Genomic DNA, 14141 nt, shown 5'->3' with positions numbered 1-14141 from the left:
ACCCAGCCTCAAGGCAACCCGGCAAAATGCCCGTCATGAATCCCGTCCCCGCCCTACCCGTCTGCTGCTCCCCACTCGACGCCCATTGGCCGCTGCCGTTTGTGCTGCCCGATACGGTCCTGTTGGGTACCCACTTCGATACCAGGCAACTGGCCAGTGATGATTTCCAGCGCAGCGCCATCGAGCCGCCTGCGAGCATCCAGCGTTCGGTGGCCAAGCGCCAGGCCGAGTTTCTCGCCGGGCGAGTCTGTGCTCGGGCGGCGTTGCAACAACTGGAAGGGCTGAGCTTCATTCCGGCCATCGGCGAAGACCGCGCACCGGTGTGGCCAACGCATATCACCGGCTCGATCACCCACAGCACTGGCCGGGCCGCAGCAATAGTCGCGAACAAAGCCCATTGGCGTGGCTTGGGAATGGACCTGGAAAACCTGCTCGACGCAGAGCGCGCCGAACGCCTGGCCGGGGAAATTCTCACCGGGCCTGAGTTACAACGCATGGCTGCTGGTGCTCGCGATCAATTGGCAATGCTGGTGACGCTGACGTTTTCGGTGAAGGAAAGCCTGTTCAAGGCGCTGTACCCTATCGTGCAGAAGCGCTTCTATTTCGAACACGCCGAGGTGCTGGAGTGGAGCGAGGCGGGTGAAGTGCGGTTGCGATTGCTGACCGACCTGTCCGGTGAATGGCGTAGCGGCATTGAGCTGGATGCGCAATTTGCGGTGATGGATGGGCAGTTGTTGAGTCTGGTCAGTATCAAGGCCTGAGGTTTTGTAGCGCCTGACAGAGCCTCTTCGCGAGCAAGCCCGCTCCCACATTGGACCGCATTCCCACGTCAGATACGGTCCAATGTGGGAGCGGGCTTGCTCGCGAAAGCGGTGGATCATTCACCGCAGATCTCACCGCCGCTCCTGATTCCTCGGCCAGCTCAAACTGAAACAGGCCCCGCCCAGGCTTTTGCTCTTGCCGATCAATGCTCGCCCGTCATGCCAATGGATGATTCGCCGCACGATCGACAACCCCAACCCATGCCCGCCCGAGGCACGGGTGCGGCTGTCATCGAGGCGCAGGAACGGGGTGAAGATTTTCTCCCAGGCGGTTTCCGGCACGCCTGGCCCGTCATCCTCGACATCTACCCGACAGCGCTGCTGCCCGACCTGATAACTGACGGTCACCCGTGAATGGGCGTGGCGCATGGCGTTACTTACCAGGTTCTGCAACGCCCGGTGCAGGTAGCGTGGCTCGGCCTCGACCCAGGCGTCGTCGCAATCGGCGGCCGACAGGCACAAACCGCGCTGCACCGTGACCTCGGCGCGCAACGGCGCCAGTTCTTCGATCACCTGATTGACCAACGCATCCAGGTCGATCCGCTGAAAATTCAGCGCCGGCGAACCCTGCTCCAGCCGCGCATAGGTGAGCATCTCGTCGACCAGCCGATCGAGATCCTCGATATCGTGGTCCATCCCTTCGCGGTATTTTTCCAGCGCCTCAGGCGTGGTGGCCGAGCCGATCATCTCCAGGCCAAAACGCAACCGCGCCACCGGCGTGCGCAGTTCATGGGACACGGCGCGCACCAGTTCTCGCTGAATCGCCAACAATTGCTGCAAGTGCTCGGCCATGCCGTTGAACGCCGAGGCCAGACGCCCCACCGAGTCCGCGCCGCGTGCCGGCACGCGGGTTTCCAGGCTGCCCTTGGCGATGCGCGTGGCGGCGGCTTCCAGCCCGCGCAAACGGCGCTCCAGCTGACGCACCAACAGATAGACGATCAAACCGATCAGGCTCAGGCCAAGGGCTGCAATCAGCACCAACCACTCAGGCGGGTAAGGATTCATTTGATACAGCGGGCCGATTTCCAGTACCCACGGCGTACCGACCATGCCGGCAAACACCCGGATGGAATCGCCGCCCTTGCCCAGCGCCATCACCGTGTCGCCTTCGGATACGCGGCGGCTCTGATCTTCGTCCATGTCGGCCTGATCGATCGTGACCAGCCGCAGATCAAAGCCGAAACCCTTCTCTTCCTTTAACTGCGCCAGACGCTTGGGCTGCTCGGCCACTGGGTAGCGCACCAGTTCATCGGCCAACAGGTAAATGGTCGCTCGCGCCAGTTGTTCGCTGATCTGCTGGACTTCCCCGGTGAGCACCAGTTGTTCCTTGTCGCTGACCAAACGGTAAACCTTTGCCGCGTGCGGGCCGGTCTGCTCCACCAGTGCCTGACCGCGCAGCACGCGGGTGCGCTGGGTCAGGTCGAGGTCGGTCTGGGGGAATGTCTTCAGCGCCAACGGAATCCCGAGCAAGCGCTCCCACACCAGCAAGGCCCGATGACGCTCGGTTTCGTTCATCGGTTGCAGGTTATCGGCCATCAACGAGAACGTGCCGTGGGCCAGACGCTCGCGGTATTGCTCGCTGCGCACCTGGTTAAGCAGGTGCAAGGCCAGCACGCCGAGCACAGCCACCAGAATCAGCGCCGCGCACATGCCGCCATAAATGCGCAGGAAGATCGAGTTCACAGCGACAAGTCTGCGCAGGCTTCGGGAACGAACAGATAGCCTTTGCTGCGGATGGTTTTGATCAGCCGCGGATGCTCCGGGTCATCGCCGATCTTCGGGCGGATGCGTGAGATGCGCACGTCGATGGAACGGTCCTGGCCGTCATAACCGATACCGCGCAGCGCGGTGAATATTTCTTCGCGAGACAGAATACGCCCGGCGTTGGCCACCAGTAGCCAGAGCAAATCGAACTCGGCGCTGGTCAACTCGATGCCTTTGTCATGCAGCCAGGCCTCGCGCAACGCGTTGTCCACCACCAACGGGCCGAACTGCAGACGCCGCTGTTTTTCCGGGGCGGCTTCAGGGGTTTCACTGCGCCGCAACAATGCCTGGATGCGCGCCAGCAGCAGACGCGGGCGAACCGGTTTGCAGACGTAGTCGTCAGCACCGAGGTCGAGGCCGAGGATTTGATCGGTGTCATCGGAGCGTGCGGTGAGCATCAGGATCGGGCCGTCATACTTGTCGCGAACCTTGCGACAAATGCTCAGGCCGTCTTCGCCCGGGAGCATCAGGTCGAGGATTACCAGGTCCGGTTTCTCCTTGATGATGCGTGCCGCGGCGAGGGCGCCGTCGCCCTCGATCGACACCCGCAGGCCATTGGCTTCCAGGTAGTCGCGAGTCAGTTCGGCCAGACGCTGGTCGTCCTCGACAATCAATACCTGCCAGACTTCTTGCTCCACGGTGACCTCTGCTTGCCAACATCACTTTAAGAAAGGATCCGCCCGTCTTTTTGTAATGATTGGGGAGGATAAGAATGCATCTGCATTGGCCGATTGTATAAACGGCGCACGTCTGGAACACAAGCGGGTAAATGCGTTCGGACACAGCGGTTTTTTGTGATAGGGTTCGCGCCCTTAAAAATCCGAATGACTGATTTCAATCGTTGAAAATCAGTGAAAAACGGTCCGCTCCAGCTAGGTCGCGGCCTACACGCTCGTTCCACCTTTCACACACAATTTACGCACAGGTTTATCCACAGGTAGTACGTTGCAACACCCTCAAAAACGCATTATCTTGTACCTCGGCGCTAAAAAAACCCTACATGTAGGGTTTTAGCTTAAAAGCCCAACCACATTTCAGACCAGAAACTCAAGCGCTTTATTGCCTGTTTATGGTTGAACCAAGCACGATTTTACAAGCCCAAACCGCATGCGCGGATGGCACCGTTTTTTCAGGCCAGAACAGCCAGAACGGTACGGGTGTTGCAGTCAAAACTGGCACCCCAGAAAGGAATCCGGCTTCGAGCCCTGGCTCGCGGCCAAAGACTTCGGCAAGGAAGCGGCATCATTAGCCTTTTTCCTACTGTCCCGAAGTTGTTATGCCCGACGCCACGTCGGTTGTAGTGCTTCAGGACAGAACGGTGGGCACCGTGATGGTGCCCAAACAAACATAGAGAATGTGGAGACAACCCCCCATGCAAACCGACACAACTCGCGAGAACCCGCAGGGCACCTTGCCGCAGGCCGCCGATTCGAATTCGGATCTGTCCGCCACCGCGCCTGGCCAGCTGCGCGTGATCAAGCGAAACGGGACTGTCGTTCCTTACACCGATGACAAAATCACCGTCGCCATCACCAAAGCGTTTCTTGCAGTTGAAGGCGGCACCGCTGCCGCTTCGTCGCGCATCCACGACACCGTTGCCCGCCTGACCGAACAAGTCACCGCCACCTTCAAGCGTCGCATGCCATCGGGCGGCACCATCCACATCGAAGAAATCCAGGACCAGGTCGAACTGGCCCTGATGCGTGCCGGCGAGCAGAAAGTGGCCCGCGACTACGTGATCTACCGCGACGCCCGTTCCAAGGAACGCGCTGTACGCGCCCCTGCCGAGGACGCGGTACAGGCTCACCCGTCGATCCGCATCACCCGCGCCGATGGCAGCCTTGCACCTCTGGACATGGGTCGTCTGAACACCATCGTCACTGAAGCGTGCGAAGGTCTGGAAGAAGTCGACGGCGACCTGATCCAGCGCGAAACCCTGAAGAACCTGTACGACGGCGTGGCCCTGACCGACGTCAACACCGCTCTGGTGATGACTGCCCGTACGCTGGTGGAGCGTGAGCCGAACTACTCGTTCGTGACCGCCCGCCTGCTGATGGACACCCTGCGTGCCGAAGGCCTGAACTTCCTGGGCGTCGCCGAGAGCGCGACCCACCACGAAATGGTCGACCTGTACGCCAAGGCACTGCCGGCGTACATCGCCAAAGGTATCGAATTCGAATTGCTGAACCCGGTTCTGGCGTCCTTCGACCTGGAAAAACTCGGCAAGGCAATCAACCACGAGCGCGATCAGCAGTTCACGTACCTGGGCCTGCAAACCCTGTACGACCGTTACTTCATCCACAAGGACGGGATCCGCTTCGAACTGCCGCAGATTTTCTTCATGCGCGTGGCCATGGGCCTGGCAATCGAAGAGAAGAACAAAGAAGACCGTGCGATCGAGTTCTACAACCTGTTGTCGTCCTTCGACTACATGTCCTCGACCCCGACCTTGTTCAACGCCGGTACCCTGCGTCCACAGCTGTCGAGCTGCTACCTGACCACCGTGCCGGATGACCTGTCGGGCATCTACCACGCGATCCACGACAACGCCATGCTGTCGAAATTCGCTGGCGGCCTGGGCAATGACTGGACGCCGGTTCGTGCGCTGGGCTCGTACATCAAGGGCACCAACGGCAAGTCCCAGGGCGTTGTACCGTTCCTGAAAGTGGTGAACGACACCGCCGTCGCCGTTAACCAGGGTGGCAAGCGCAAAGGCGCTGTCTGTGCCTACCTGGAAACCTGGCACATGGACATCGAAGAGTTCATCGAACTGCGCAAGAACACCGGTGATGATCGTCGTCGTACCCACGACATGAACACCGCCAACTGGATTCCTGACCTGTTCATGAAGCGCGTCTTCGATGACGGCAAGTGGACCCTGTTCTCGCCGTCCGAAGTGCCGGACCTGCACGACCTGACCGGCAAGGCCTTCGAAGAGCGTTACGAGTACTACGAAGCCCTGTCCGAGTACCCGGGCAAGATCAAGCTGTTCAAGACCATCCAGGCCAAAGACCTGTGGCGCAAAATGCTGTCCATGCTGTTTGAAACCGGCCACCCATGGCTGACCTTCAAAGACCCGTGCAACCTGCGCAGCCCGCAGCAGCACGTGGGCGTGGTTCACAGCTCGAACCTGTGCACCGAGATCACCTTGAACACCAACAAGGACGAGATCGCCGTTTGCAACCTGGGCTCGATCAACCTGCCGAACCACATCACCAACGGCAAGCTGGACACCGCCAAGCTGGAACGCACCGTGAACACCGCCGTTCGCATGCTCGATAACGTTATCGACATCAACTACTACTCGGTGCCACAAGCGAAGAACTCCAACTTCAAGCACCGTCCGGTCGGTCTGGGCATCATGGGCTTCCAGGACGCTTTGTACCTGCAGCACATTCCTTACGGTTCCGACGCTGCCGTCGAGTTCGCCGACAAGTCGATGGAAGCGGTCAGCTACTACGCGATCCAGGCGTCCTGCGACCTGGCCGACGAGCGCGGCGCCTACGAGACGTTCCAGGGTTCGCTGTGGTCCAAAGGCATCCTGCCGCTGGATTCGCAACAGATCCTGATCGAACAGCGTGGCCAGAAGTACATCGATGTCGACCTGAACGAAACCCTGGACTGGGCACCGGTTCGCGCCCGTGTACAGAAAGGCATTCGTAACTCCAACATCATGGCCATCGCACCGACCGCGACCATCGCCAACATCACTGGCGTGTCGCAGTCGATCGAACCGACTTACCAGAACCTCTACGTGAAATCGAACCTGTCGGGCGAATTCACCGTGATCAACCCGTACCTGGTTCGCGACCTGAAGGCTCGCGGCCTGTGGGACTCGGTCATGATCAACGACCTGAAGTACTACGACGGTTCGGTGCAGCAGATCGAGCGCATCCCGCAAGAACTCAAAGAGCTCTACGCCACTGCGTTCGAAGTGGACACCAAGTGGATCGTTGACGCGGCAAGCCGTCGTCAGAAGTGGATCGACCAGGCCCAATCGCTGAACCTGTACATCGCCGGCGCTTCGGGCAAGAAGCTGGACGTGACCTACCGCATGGCCTGGTACCGTGGTCTGAAAACCACCTACTACCTCCGTGCCCTGGCCGCGACCAGCACCGAGAAGTCGACCATCAACACCGGTAAGCTGAACGCTGTTTCCAGCGGCGGCAACCACGGCGACGACTCGGTCCTGGCAGCCCCTGCCGGCCCTGCTCCAGTGCCGAAGGCCTGCGCGATTGACGAGCCGGATTGCGAAGCTTGCCAATAAGCTGAGCCGGTGAGCGCTGAAAGGCGCTTACCTGAAACCCCCGATGAGCCTCTGGCTGGTCGGGGGTTTTCTTTTGCCTTGATGAATGTGGTGGCCGGTCTGACGCTATCGCGGGCAAGCCACGCTCCCACAGGATATACGTCGTCCAGATGATCAACGCGATTCTGTAGGAGCGAGGCTTGCCCGCGAAGAGGCCGGCACAACCAAAACCTCAGCCCCTGAAAAAAATCCCGCTCATAAAAAAACCCCTCTCGCGAGGGGCCCTTTGTGAAGCTATTCGCTCACCAACATCAGGTCATCTGAATGATGGTCTGCATGATGGTGCTCTGGGTGGAGATGGTCTTGGCGTTTGCCTGGTAGTTGCTCTGGGCCTTGATCAGCTCGACCAATTCGTTGGTCAGGTTGACGTTGGACTCTTCCAGGGAATTGGAAACGATCGCTCCCAGGGTGCCAGTCTGCGGTGCATCGACACCAGCCACGCCGGAGGCGAAGGTTTCTTTCCAGCGGGTACCGCCCACTGGCTGCAAGCCTTGCTCGTTGGCGAAACTGGCGACCGCCACCTGGCCGATGGCCTTGGTTTGCTGGTTGCTGAAGTTGGCCGTCATGACGCCGCTGGCGTCGATGGTCAGGCTGGAGATCTGGCCGGTGGCATAACCGTCCTGGAATTGGGCGGTACGGGCGGTTGGCGAATTATAGGAAGAGACCTTAGTCATGGAAACCGCAATACCGGAAGCAGCAGCATCAGCCCCGTTCAAGCCCCAGGTAACAGGTGTTGTATTGGCGTTCGTAATTGCCCCAGGCTTCCACCCTGTCATGGTCAGCGTGCCACCGACGTTAGCAAAACCAGTACTGCCGGTCAGGGTCTGGACCGTGCCGTCCGAGTTGAAAACGATGTCAGCAGTCAGTGGAGTCAGCGTGTTGTTAGCCGGATCGGATGGAGTACGGCCATCCATGTAGGTATACATTTTCCAAGCGTTAGTACCCGTCTTCACGTAGTACTGATCCATGGTGTGTTCGTTGCCCTGACTGTCATAGACCTTGGTGGAAATGGTCTTGTTATAGCTGTTGGTATCCGTAGGGCTGAACGTAGCCACGGTCGGTGATGTTTCCGACGAGTTGAGGTTCAGGGTTTGGTCAATTCGGGTAGTCGGATTCGGCTTCAGGCTCGACGTATCAATTTTCAAGTCAGTCAACACACCGTTGATGATCTTGCCGTTGGCATCAACGCCATAACCCTGCAAGCGGTTGCCGTTGTTATCGACCACATAGTTTTCAGCATCAGTCTTGAACGCACCGGCACGGGTGTAGCTCAGGGAGCCATTGTCGCTGAGGATGAAGAAGCCGTTGCCCTGGATGCCCATGTCCAGCACGTTGCCGGTGTTGTTCACGTCGCCCTGGCCGAACTGCTGGGAAACGTTGGCCAGACGCACGCCGTTGCCGACGGTCTTGCTGCCGGTACCCAGGCGAGTGGCCGAGTACACGTCTTCGAATTCTGCACGGGAGGATTTGAAACCGGTGGTCGCGACGTTGGCGATGTTGTTGCCGGTCACGTCCAGTTGTTTGTTGGCTGCATAGAGACCGCTAAGGCCGATATTGAAAGACATATTCCACTCCTTTGTGCCGTGTTAGTCGGCTCTATATACCAATGGTTTGTACTTTGGACAGGGCAACGCTGCCCATGCCTGCCAGGTTCAGCATCAACTCACCGCCGGTCTGGCTGATGGTCACGCTGTTAACGGTCGCTGGCAGATAAGTAATCAGCGATGTCGCCTTGCTGTCGATGGTGGCCGTTGCGCCGAAGGTGTAAGTACCCGCCGGTGCCACCGCGCCTGCATCGTCCTTGCCGTCCCAGATGAAACTGGCGTTACCGGCACTTTGACTGCCCAACTCGAGCGTACGGATGGTCTTGCCTTCCGAGTTGGTAATCTTGACGGTGGCGGCGGAAACCGAGGTTGGCACCACGACGGTACCGTTAAGGCTCTTGGAGGTGTCGACCAGGGTTTTGTCGGTCTGCGCAATGACGGAGCGCCCCACCAGCGAAGAAGCCTGCAAGGCTTGCGAGGAGCTGTAACTACTGGCAAGGCCGCTGACCGTATCGTTCAGCGTGGTGATACCTTCCAGGCTACTGAACTGCGCCAGCTGTGCCACGAACTCGCTGTTGTCCTGAGGATCGAGCGGGTTCTGGTTTTTCAGCTGAGTCACCAACAGTTGCAGGAACGCGTCCTTGCCCAGCGCCTGGCCGCCGGTAGCGGCCGAGGTCAGGCTGTCTTTGGTGGTCGGGGTCTGGACCGAAGAATTGGCCAGAACATCGCTGATAACGCTCATATGAATCGCCCCTTATCACTGACCGAGGGTCAGGACCTTCTGCATCATGGTTTTGGCGGTGTTCATCATTTCGGCGTTGGTCTGGAACGAACGGCTCGCGGAAATCATGTCGGCCATTTCTTCGACGACATTGACGTTCGGGTAATAGACGTAGCCCTTGCCATCGGCAGCCGGATGGTTCGGCTCGTAGCGCGCTTCAAGGTTGCTCTGGTCTTCGACCACGCCCAGCACTTGCACGCCTTGACCGGCAGCGTCCTGGTTCTGGAACAGCGAATCGCTGCCGCCGCTCTGGCCGCCCTGGAACATGGTGGCGAATACCGGGTGGCGGGCACGGTAGGTCTGGTCGATGCTCGACGAGACGGTCTCGGCGTTGGCGATGTTCGAGGCGACGGTGTTCAGACGAGTGGTCTGGGCACTCATGCCGCTACCGGCAATGTTGAAAACACTGGCAAGGGACATGACTTACTCTCCACGCAGGGCTGATACCAGCCCTTTGAATTTACTGTTGAGCAGGGTGAAGCTGGCCTGGAAGTTGACCGCGTTTTCCGCGTAGTTCGACTGTTCCAGTTGAGCGTCCACGGTGTTCTGGTCGATCGACGGTTGCATTGGCGTGCGATACATCAGCGACTCGTCGCCATTGCCCATGCCTTCAGCTTCGATGTGACGGCTGTTGGTCATGTTCAAGGCGAACTTGCCGTTTTTGGTTTTCTCATTCTGCTCGGCGAGCACTTTCGAGAAGTCCAGATCCCGAGCCTTGTAGTTCGGGGTGTCGGCGTTGGTGATGTTGTTGGCCAGGACTTCGGCACGCTGAGCGCGGAAGCCCAGGGCTTGTTCATGGATACCGAGCGCTTTATCGAAGCTGATGCTCATGTCGGGAAACCTTCGGGTGACCTGATTTTTCGTAACAGGGACATAGCAAGCGCCGTGCCAATTCAAAAAAGCCCGTAAACCGGGGCTTTGCGCGCGGTGGCAAGCCGGCAATGCCAGAAAAGCGGCAACCGATTTCCGCCGCCTGCCGCTTTTCTGCCGCTTATCACGGTAGAAAGAACACCACCTGACCCTGTGGGAGCGGGCTTGCCCGCGATGACGGAGTGTCAGGCAATGAAGATGTCGACTGACATGACGCTATCGCGGGCAAGCCCGCTCCCACAGGGGTTGTGGTGATTTTTAGAGATAATTACAGGCACAAAAAAACGGGAGCCCCTGAGGACTCCCGTTTTTTTATGCCATCAACGAATCACTTCGCCTGATAAATGATCCCCGGGCTGCACTGGACCATCTGGTAATGGTCCGGCAAACCGTTCAGCGCTTCAGACGCGCCAAGGAACAGATAACCGCCCGGCTTCAGCGTGCTGTGGATGCGCAACAGGATGTCTTTCTTCACCTCGGCGGAGAAGTAGATCAGCACGTTGCGGCAGAACACGATGTCGAACTTGCCCAGGCTCGCGTAGCTGTCCAGCAGGTTGAACGAGCGAAATTCCACCCGACTCTTGATCGGCGCCTTGATCGCCCAGCGCCCTGGCCCTTTCGGGTCGAAGTAACGCTGAAGGCGCTCGGGCGACAGACCGCGGCCGATGGCCAGGCTGTCGTACTCGCCGGTCTTGCAGTTGGTCAGCATGGTGCCGGACAGGTCAGTGGCAACGATCTGCACGCCCATCTTCAACTGGCCCATGTTGACCCGTTCGAACTCATCGATGGACATCGACAGAGAATACGGTTCCTGACCCGACGAACACGCCGCCGACCAGATCCGCAGGCGCTGGCCGGGGCTTGCCTTGATCGCTGCAGGCAAGACCTTGTTCTTCAAGACTTCAAACGGATAGGTATCACGAAACCACAGGGTTTCGTTGGTGGTCATGGCATCCACCACCATCTCGCGCAAACCGCTGCGCGGCTGGGTCTGGATGCGCTGAACCAGCTCACCCAGCGATTTGATGCCCTGCTGTTCCATCAGTTTGTTGAGACGGCTCGAGACCAGGTATTGCTTGTTTTCACCGAGCAAAATGCCACAGGCTTTTTCCAGGAATACCCGGAACTGTTCAAAATCCAAATTACCCGTAGACAAAGATGCCGCCTCTTAAATCGTGTTGACCGCCAGGGACAGAAGGCCCCTAGCTGTTATCTGCTGCTTTGATCCGGTCGACTACCCGGGATGCCAGGTCATCAGGACGGAATTTGGCCAGAAAGTCATCGGCACCGACCTTCTTGACCATCGCCTGATTGAACACACCCGACAACGAAGTGTGCAGGATGATATGCAGCTTTTGCATGCGCGGATCACTGCGGATTTCGGCCGTCAGGGTGTACCCGTCCATCTCCGGCATCTCGATGTCGGAGATCATCATCAGGAACTCTTCTTCCGGCTTCTTGCCCTCATCGACCAGCTTGCGCAGGTAATCCAGCGCTTGCCGACCGTCGTTCAACGCCACCACTTCGACGCCGACGGTTTGCAGGCAACGGGTCACCTGCTTGCGCGCCACCGATGAATCGTCGACCGTTAGCACGCGCAAGGACAACGCCTTATGCTGAGTATCGACATCCACCACGCCCACCGAAATCGCTTCCGGTGTCGGTGACACTTCCGCCAGCACCTTCTCGACGTCGATGATTTCGACCAACTGATTGTCGACCCGAGTCACCGCCGTCAAGTAATGATCGCGCCCGGTGCCCTTGGGTGGCGGATGAATCTCCTCCCAGTTCATGTTGACGATGCGCTCCACCGATCGAACCAGGAAACCCTGGGTCTTGGTGTTGTACTCCGTGATGATCACGAAGGGATTGCTTTGATCTTTCAGCGCTCCGGAACCGGTCGCCATCGCCAGATCCAGAATCGGAATGGTCGCCCCCCGAATATTCGCCACACCGCACACGACAGGACTGGACTTGGGCATCAGGGTCAGTTTGGGGCATTGCAGCACCTCACGAACCTTGAACACGTTGATCCCATACAGCTGCTGGCCGTCGAGACGGAACAACAACAGCTCAAGGCGATTCTGCCCCACCAGTTGCGTGCGCTGGTTCACCGAATCCATTACACCAGCCATGCCCAGACTCCTACACCAACGCTAAGTGTGTTGCGACGCACATTCTTCACTAAACGGCACGGCGCTTGCTTTTTAACTCTTATGAACACAGAACCGACATTTTTCCGACACCTGACATCAGCCTGCCGCAGATTGCTCTGCGCGATGTCGGCCGTTTGCCTGTTCAACGCTGGCAGCCCTGCCCTTGCTGACGCGGTTACCTTGCCTGACATGCTTATCGGCGTCACTCAGGGCTTTCTTGAATTCACCGTAGAAGACTATCTGGCCACCAGTCAAACGCAAGGACGCTACGAGATCGAGGTCAATCAGCTCGATCCACGCCTGCGCATGCCTATGTGCGACAAGGAATTGACAGCCACCCTTGAGAGCCCCGCGAGGCCTCTGGGCCGGGTTACGGTCAAGGTTCGCTGCGATGGAGCCTCCCCCTGGACAGTCTTCGTACCCGCTCAAGTACGGCTGTTTCGCGACATCGTGACCACCACCCGTCCGCTCAAGCGCACAGGGATTATCGAACCTCAGGACGTAACCCTGCGAGAGCGCGATATCAGCTTGATAAATCAGGGTTTTCTGACTTCCGTCGATCAAGCGATCGGACAAAAGCTGACCCGACCAATGGTCGCTGATCAAGTGATTACCTTGGTCCATCTCGAACAGGCGGAAGTCATTCGCAAGGGCGATCAGGTGGTGATTACCGCCCGCAGTGGTACGCTCAGTGTGCGCATGCCGGGTGAAGCGCTGTCCAACGGCGGCATGAGCGAACAGATTCGCGTGAAAAACCTGAACTCCCAGCGGGTCATCAAGGCGCAAGTCACCGCGCCCGGCCAGGTGGAAGTTTCCATGTAAGCGGCCATGGAGCTTGTGAAGAGATGGCGCGCCACTGGGCTGTTGCCTAAACTGTGCCGCATGCAGGACACACGCTGGCGCATGCACGCTCATTGATAAATGGGCCTAAAGTTTTCACAGCAAGAGCCGAAAACATGGCAAGCGTCCAAATACCCAGAGGTTTTTTGTCATGGTCATCGATTTCAGTCGTTTAAACAGCTCCTCGTCACTTGCGGGCAGTACACGTACCAGCGCCGCGAAGGAAACCGCCGAAGCCGGCCAATCCGCGCCGCTGAATACCCCGGCCGAGCAGGCCAGTACCACCAAAAGCGGGGAATCGGTACACCTCAGCAATGAGGCTCAACAGTTGCAGAAGGTCACTGACAAGCTGCGCGATCAGCCTGCCGTCGACAACGCCCGCGTGGCCGAGTTGAAAGCAGCGATTGCCGATGGCAGCTATAAAGTCGACAGCAACCGTGTAGCCAGCAAACTGCTCAACTTCGAAGCCCAGCGCTAGGCCACGGCCGCGCCAGGCTTTTGGACGCTTAAAACCCAAGGCCAGCCATGCACGACACTAATTTACTGCAACTGATCATCGACGACTTTGCCCCGGCGCAACACTTGCTGGAGCTGCTGCAAACCGAGTCCCTCGCGCTGCACGGTCGCGACATGCCACTGCTCGAAGAGATTCTGGCGCAGAAACAGGCATTGATCATTTTGCTTGAGCAGCATGGCCGCAAGCGCAGTGAAATCCTCGCCAGTCTCAACCTGCCGACCAATCGCCAAGGCCTGGAGCAACTTGCCAGCCATTCGAGCATTGGCGATCAGTTGCTGGCACAGAGCGACGTGCTGACCGACCTCCTGGCCCAGTGCCAGGCCGCCAACGTTAACAATGGCCAGTCGATTCTGGTGCAGCAGGCCGCCACGGCCAACCAGCTGAAAATCCTCACCGGCGGCGAGCCGCCAGCGCTCTATGATGCCCGCGGTTCAACCTCCAAGCTCGCAAAGCCACGCCCGCTCAGTCAGGCTTGAGCCTTTCAATGAGCACGCTCTATCAAGACGCGAAACATGCTGGCAGAATGCTAGCCAGTAGTCATA

Annotated in this window: 13 protein-coding genes; 5 read left to right on the top strand and 8 right to left on the bottom strand. The window is 58.6% G+C overall.

The window, feature by feature from the left end; genetic code table 11:
- Positions 1-35 precede the first annotated feature (35 nt).
- Positions 36-761 (top strand): 4'-phosphopantetheinyl transferase family protein, encoded by a 726-nt coding sequence (locus AC1RQB_RS20040; protein WP_198537210.1) that lies wholly within the window; start codon positions 36-38, stop codon positions 759-761.
- A gap of 132 nt (positions 762-893) precedes the next feature.
- On the opposite strand, the gene AC1RQB_RS20035 is transcribed toward AC1RQB_RS20040, so the two are convergent.
- Positions 894-2504 (bottom strand): ATP-binding protein, encoded by a 1611-nt coding sequence (locus tag AC1RQB_RS20035; protein WP_008071764.1) that lies wholly within the window; start codon positions 2502-2504, stop codon positions 894-896.
- Positions 2501-3223 (bottom strand): response regulator, encoded by a 723-nt coding sequence (locus AC1RQB_RS20030; protein ID WP_063342846.1) that lies wholly within the window; start codon positions 3221-3223, stop codon positions 2501-2503. The genes AC1RQB_RS20035 and AC1RQB_RS20030 overlap by 4 nt, the downstream gene beginning before the upstream one ends.
- 734 nt (positions 3224-3957) lie before the next feature.
- On the opposite strand from AC1RQB_RS20030, the gene AC1RQB_RS20025 reads away from it, so the two are divergent.
- On the top strand, positions 3958-6852 hold the full coding sequence (locus tag AC1RQB_RS20025) for a ribonucleoside-diphosphate reductase subunit alpha (protein ID WP_008071766.1): 2895 nt from the start codon (positions 3958-3960) through the stop codon (positions 6850-6852).
- Between the two features lie 290 nt (positions 6853-7142).
- Here the strand turns inward: AC1RQB_RS20025 and flgE are convergent, their stop codons facing one another.
- From flgE to AC1RQB_RS19995, 6 genes are all read right to left on the bottom strand, one after another.
- Complete coding sequence (gene flgE, locus AC1RQB_RS20020; RefSeq protein ID WP_063342845.1) at positions 7143-8456, bottom strand: flagellar hook protein FlgE; 1314 nt, start codon at positions 8454-8456, stop codon at positions 7143-7145.
- A 31-nt stretch (positions 8457-8487) separates the two neighbouring features.
- Positions 8488-9177, bottom strand: a complete 690-nt coding sequence (gene flgD, locus AC1RQB_RS20015; protein ID WP_008071768.1) for a flagellar hook assembly protein FlgD — start codon at positions 9175-9177, stop codon at positions 8488-8490.
- Positions 9178-9192: 15 nt separating this feature from the next.
- Positions 9193-9636 (bottom strand): flagellar basal body rod protein FlgC, encoded by a 444-nt coding sequence (flgC, locus tag AC1RQB_RS20010; protein WP_008071781.1) that lies wholly within the window; start codon positions 9634-9636, stop codon positions 9193-9195.
- A 3-nt stretch (positions 9637-9639) separates the two neighbouring features.
- Positions 9640-10047, bottom strand: a complete 408-nt coding sequence (gene flgB, locus AC1RQB_RS20005) for a flagellar basal body rod protein FlgB (RefSeq protein ID WP_008071783.1) — start codon at positions 10045-10047, stop codon at positions 9640-9642.
- 367 nt (positions 10048-10414) lie between these two features.
- On the bottom strand, positions 10415-11242 hold the full coding sequence (gene cheR, locus AC1RQB_RS20000) for a protein-glutamate O-methyltransferase CheR (RefSeq protein WP_008071786.1): 828 nt from the start codon (positions 11240-11242) through the stop codon (positions 10415-10417).
- Between the two features lie 46 nt (positions 11243-11288).
- On the bottom strand, positions 11289-12221 hold the full coding sequence (locus AC1RQB_RS19995; protein WP_063342844.1) for a chemotaxis protein CheV: 933 nt from the start codon (positions 12219-12221) through the stop codon (positions 11289-11291).
- Between the two features lie 81 nt (positions 12222-12302).
- Between AC1RQB_RS19995 and flgA the strand changes: the two genes are divergently transcribed.
- The 3 genes from flgA (at position 12303) to AC1RQB_RS19980 (ending at position 14075) form a co-directional block, all read left to right on the top strand.
- Complete coding sequence (gene flgA / locus AC1RQB_RS19990; RefSeq protein WP_032830386.1) at positions 12303-13064, top strand: flagellar basal body P-ring formation chaperone FlgA; 762 nt, start codon at positions 12303-12305, stop codon at positions 13062-13064.
- A 169-nt stretch (positions 13065-13233) separates the two neighbouring features.
- Complete coding sequence (flgM, locus tag AC1RQB_RS19985; protein ID WP_063342843.1) at positions 13234-13560, top strand: flagellar biosynthesis anti-sigma factor FlgM; 327 nt, start codon at positions 13234-13236, stop codon at positions 13558-13560.
- Positions 13561-13607: 47 nt separating this feature from the next.
- On the top strand, positions 13608-14075 hold the full coding sequence (locus AC1RQB_RS19980; RefSeq protein WP_008071798.1) for a flagella synthesis protein FlgN: 468 nt from the start codon (positions 13608-13610) through the stop codon (positions 14073-14075).
- The last annotated feature ends 66 nt before the right edge of the window (positions 14076-14141 follow it).

It is taken from the genome of Pseudomonas sp. GW822-FHT02E03, from assembly GCF_058802325.1.
The sequence above is the reverse complement of the archived record's forward strand: the minus strand, read 5'-3'. Positions and strand labels throughout refer to the sequence as shown.

Excerpts from the sequence above, each read along its gene's own strand:
- AC1RQB_RS20040 (WP_198537210.1), top strand. The coding sequence starts at position 36 with ATGAATCCCGTCCCCGCCCTACCCGTCTGCTGCTCCCCACTCGACGCC.
- AC1RQB_RS20025 (WP_008071766.1), top strand. The coding sequence starts at position 3,958 with ATGCAAACCGACACAACTCGCGAGAACCCGCAGGGCACCTTGCCGCAG.
- flgE (WP_063342845.1), bottom strand. The coding sequence starts at position 8,456 with ATGTCTTTCAATATCGGCCTTAGCGGTCTCTATGCAGCCAACAAACAA.
- flgD (WP_008071768.1), bottom strand. The coding sequence starts at position 9,177 with ATGAGCGTTATCAGCGATGTTCTGGCCAATTCTTCGGTCCAGACCCCG.
- flgC (WP_008071781.1), bottom strand. The coding sequence starts at position 9,636 with ATGTCCCTTGCCAGTGTTTTCAACATTGCCGGTAGCGGCATGAGTGCC.
- flgB (WP_008071783.1), bottom strand. The coding sequence starts at position 10,047 with ATGAGCATCAGCTTCGATAAAGCGCTCGGTATCCATGAACAAGCCCTG.
- AC1RQB_RS19995 (WP_063342844.1), bottom strand. The coding sequence starts at position 12,221 with ATGGCTGGTGTAATGGATTCGGTGAACCAGCGCACGCAACTGGTGGGG.
- flgA (WP_032830386.1), top strand. The coding sequence starts at position 12,303 with ATGAACACAGAACCGACATTTTTCCGACACCTGACATCAGCCTGCCGC.
- flgM (WP_063342843.1), top strand. The coding sequence starts at position 13,234 with ATGGTCATCGATTTCAGTCGTTTAAACAGCTCCTCGTCACTTGCGGGC.
- AC1RQB_RS19980 (WP_008071798.1), top strand. The coding sequence starts at position 13,608 with ATGCACGACACTAATTTACTGCAACTGATCATCGACGACTTTGCCCCG.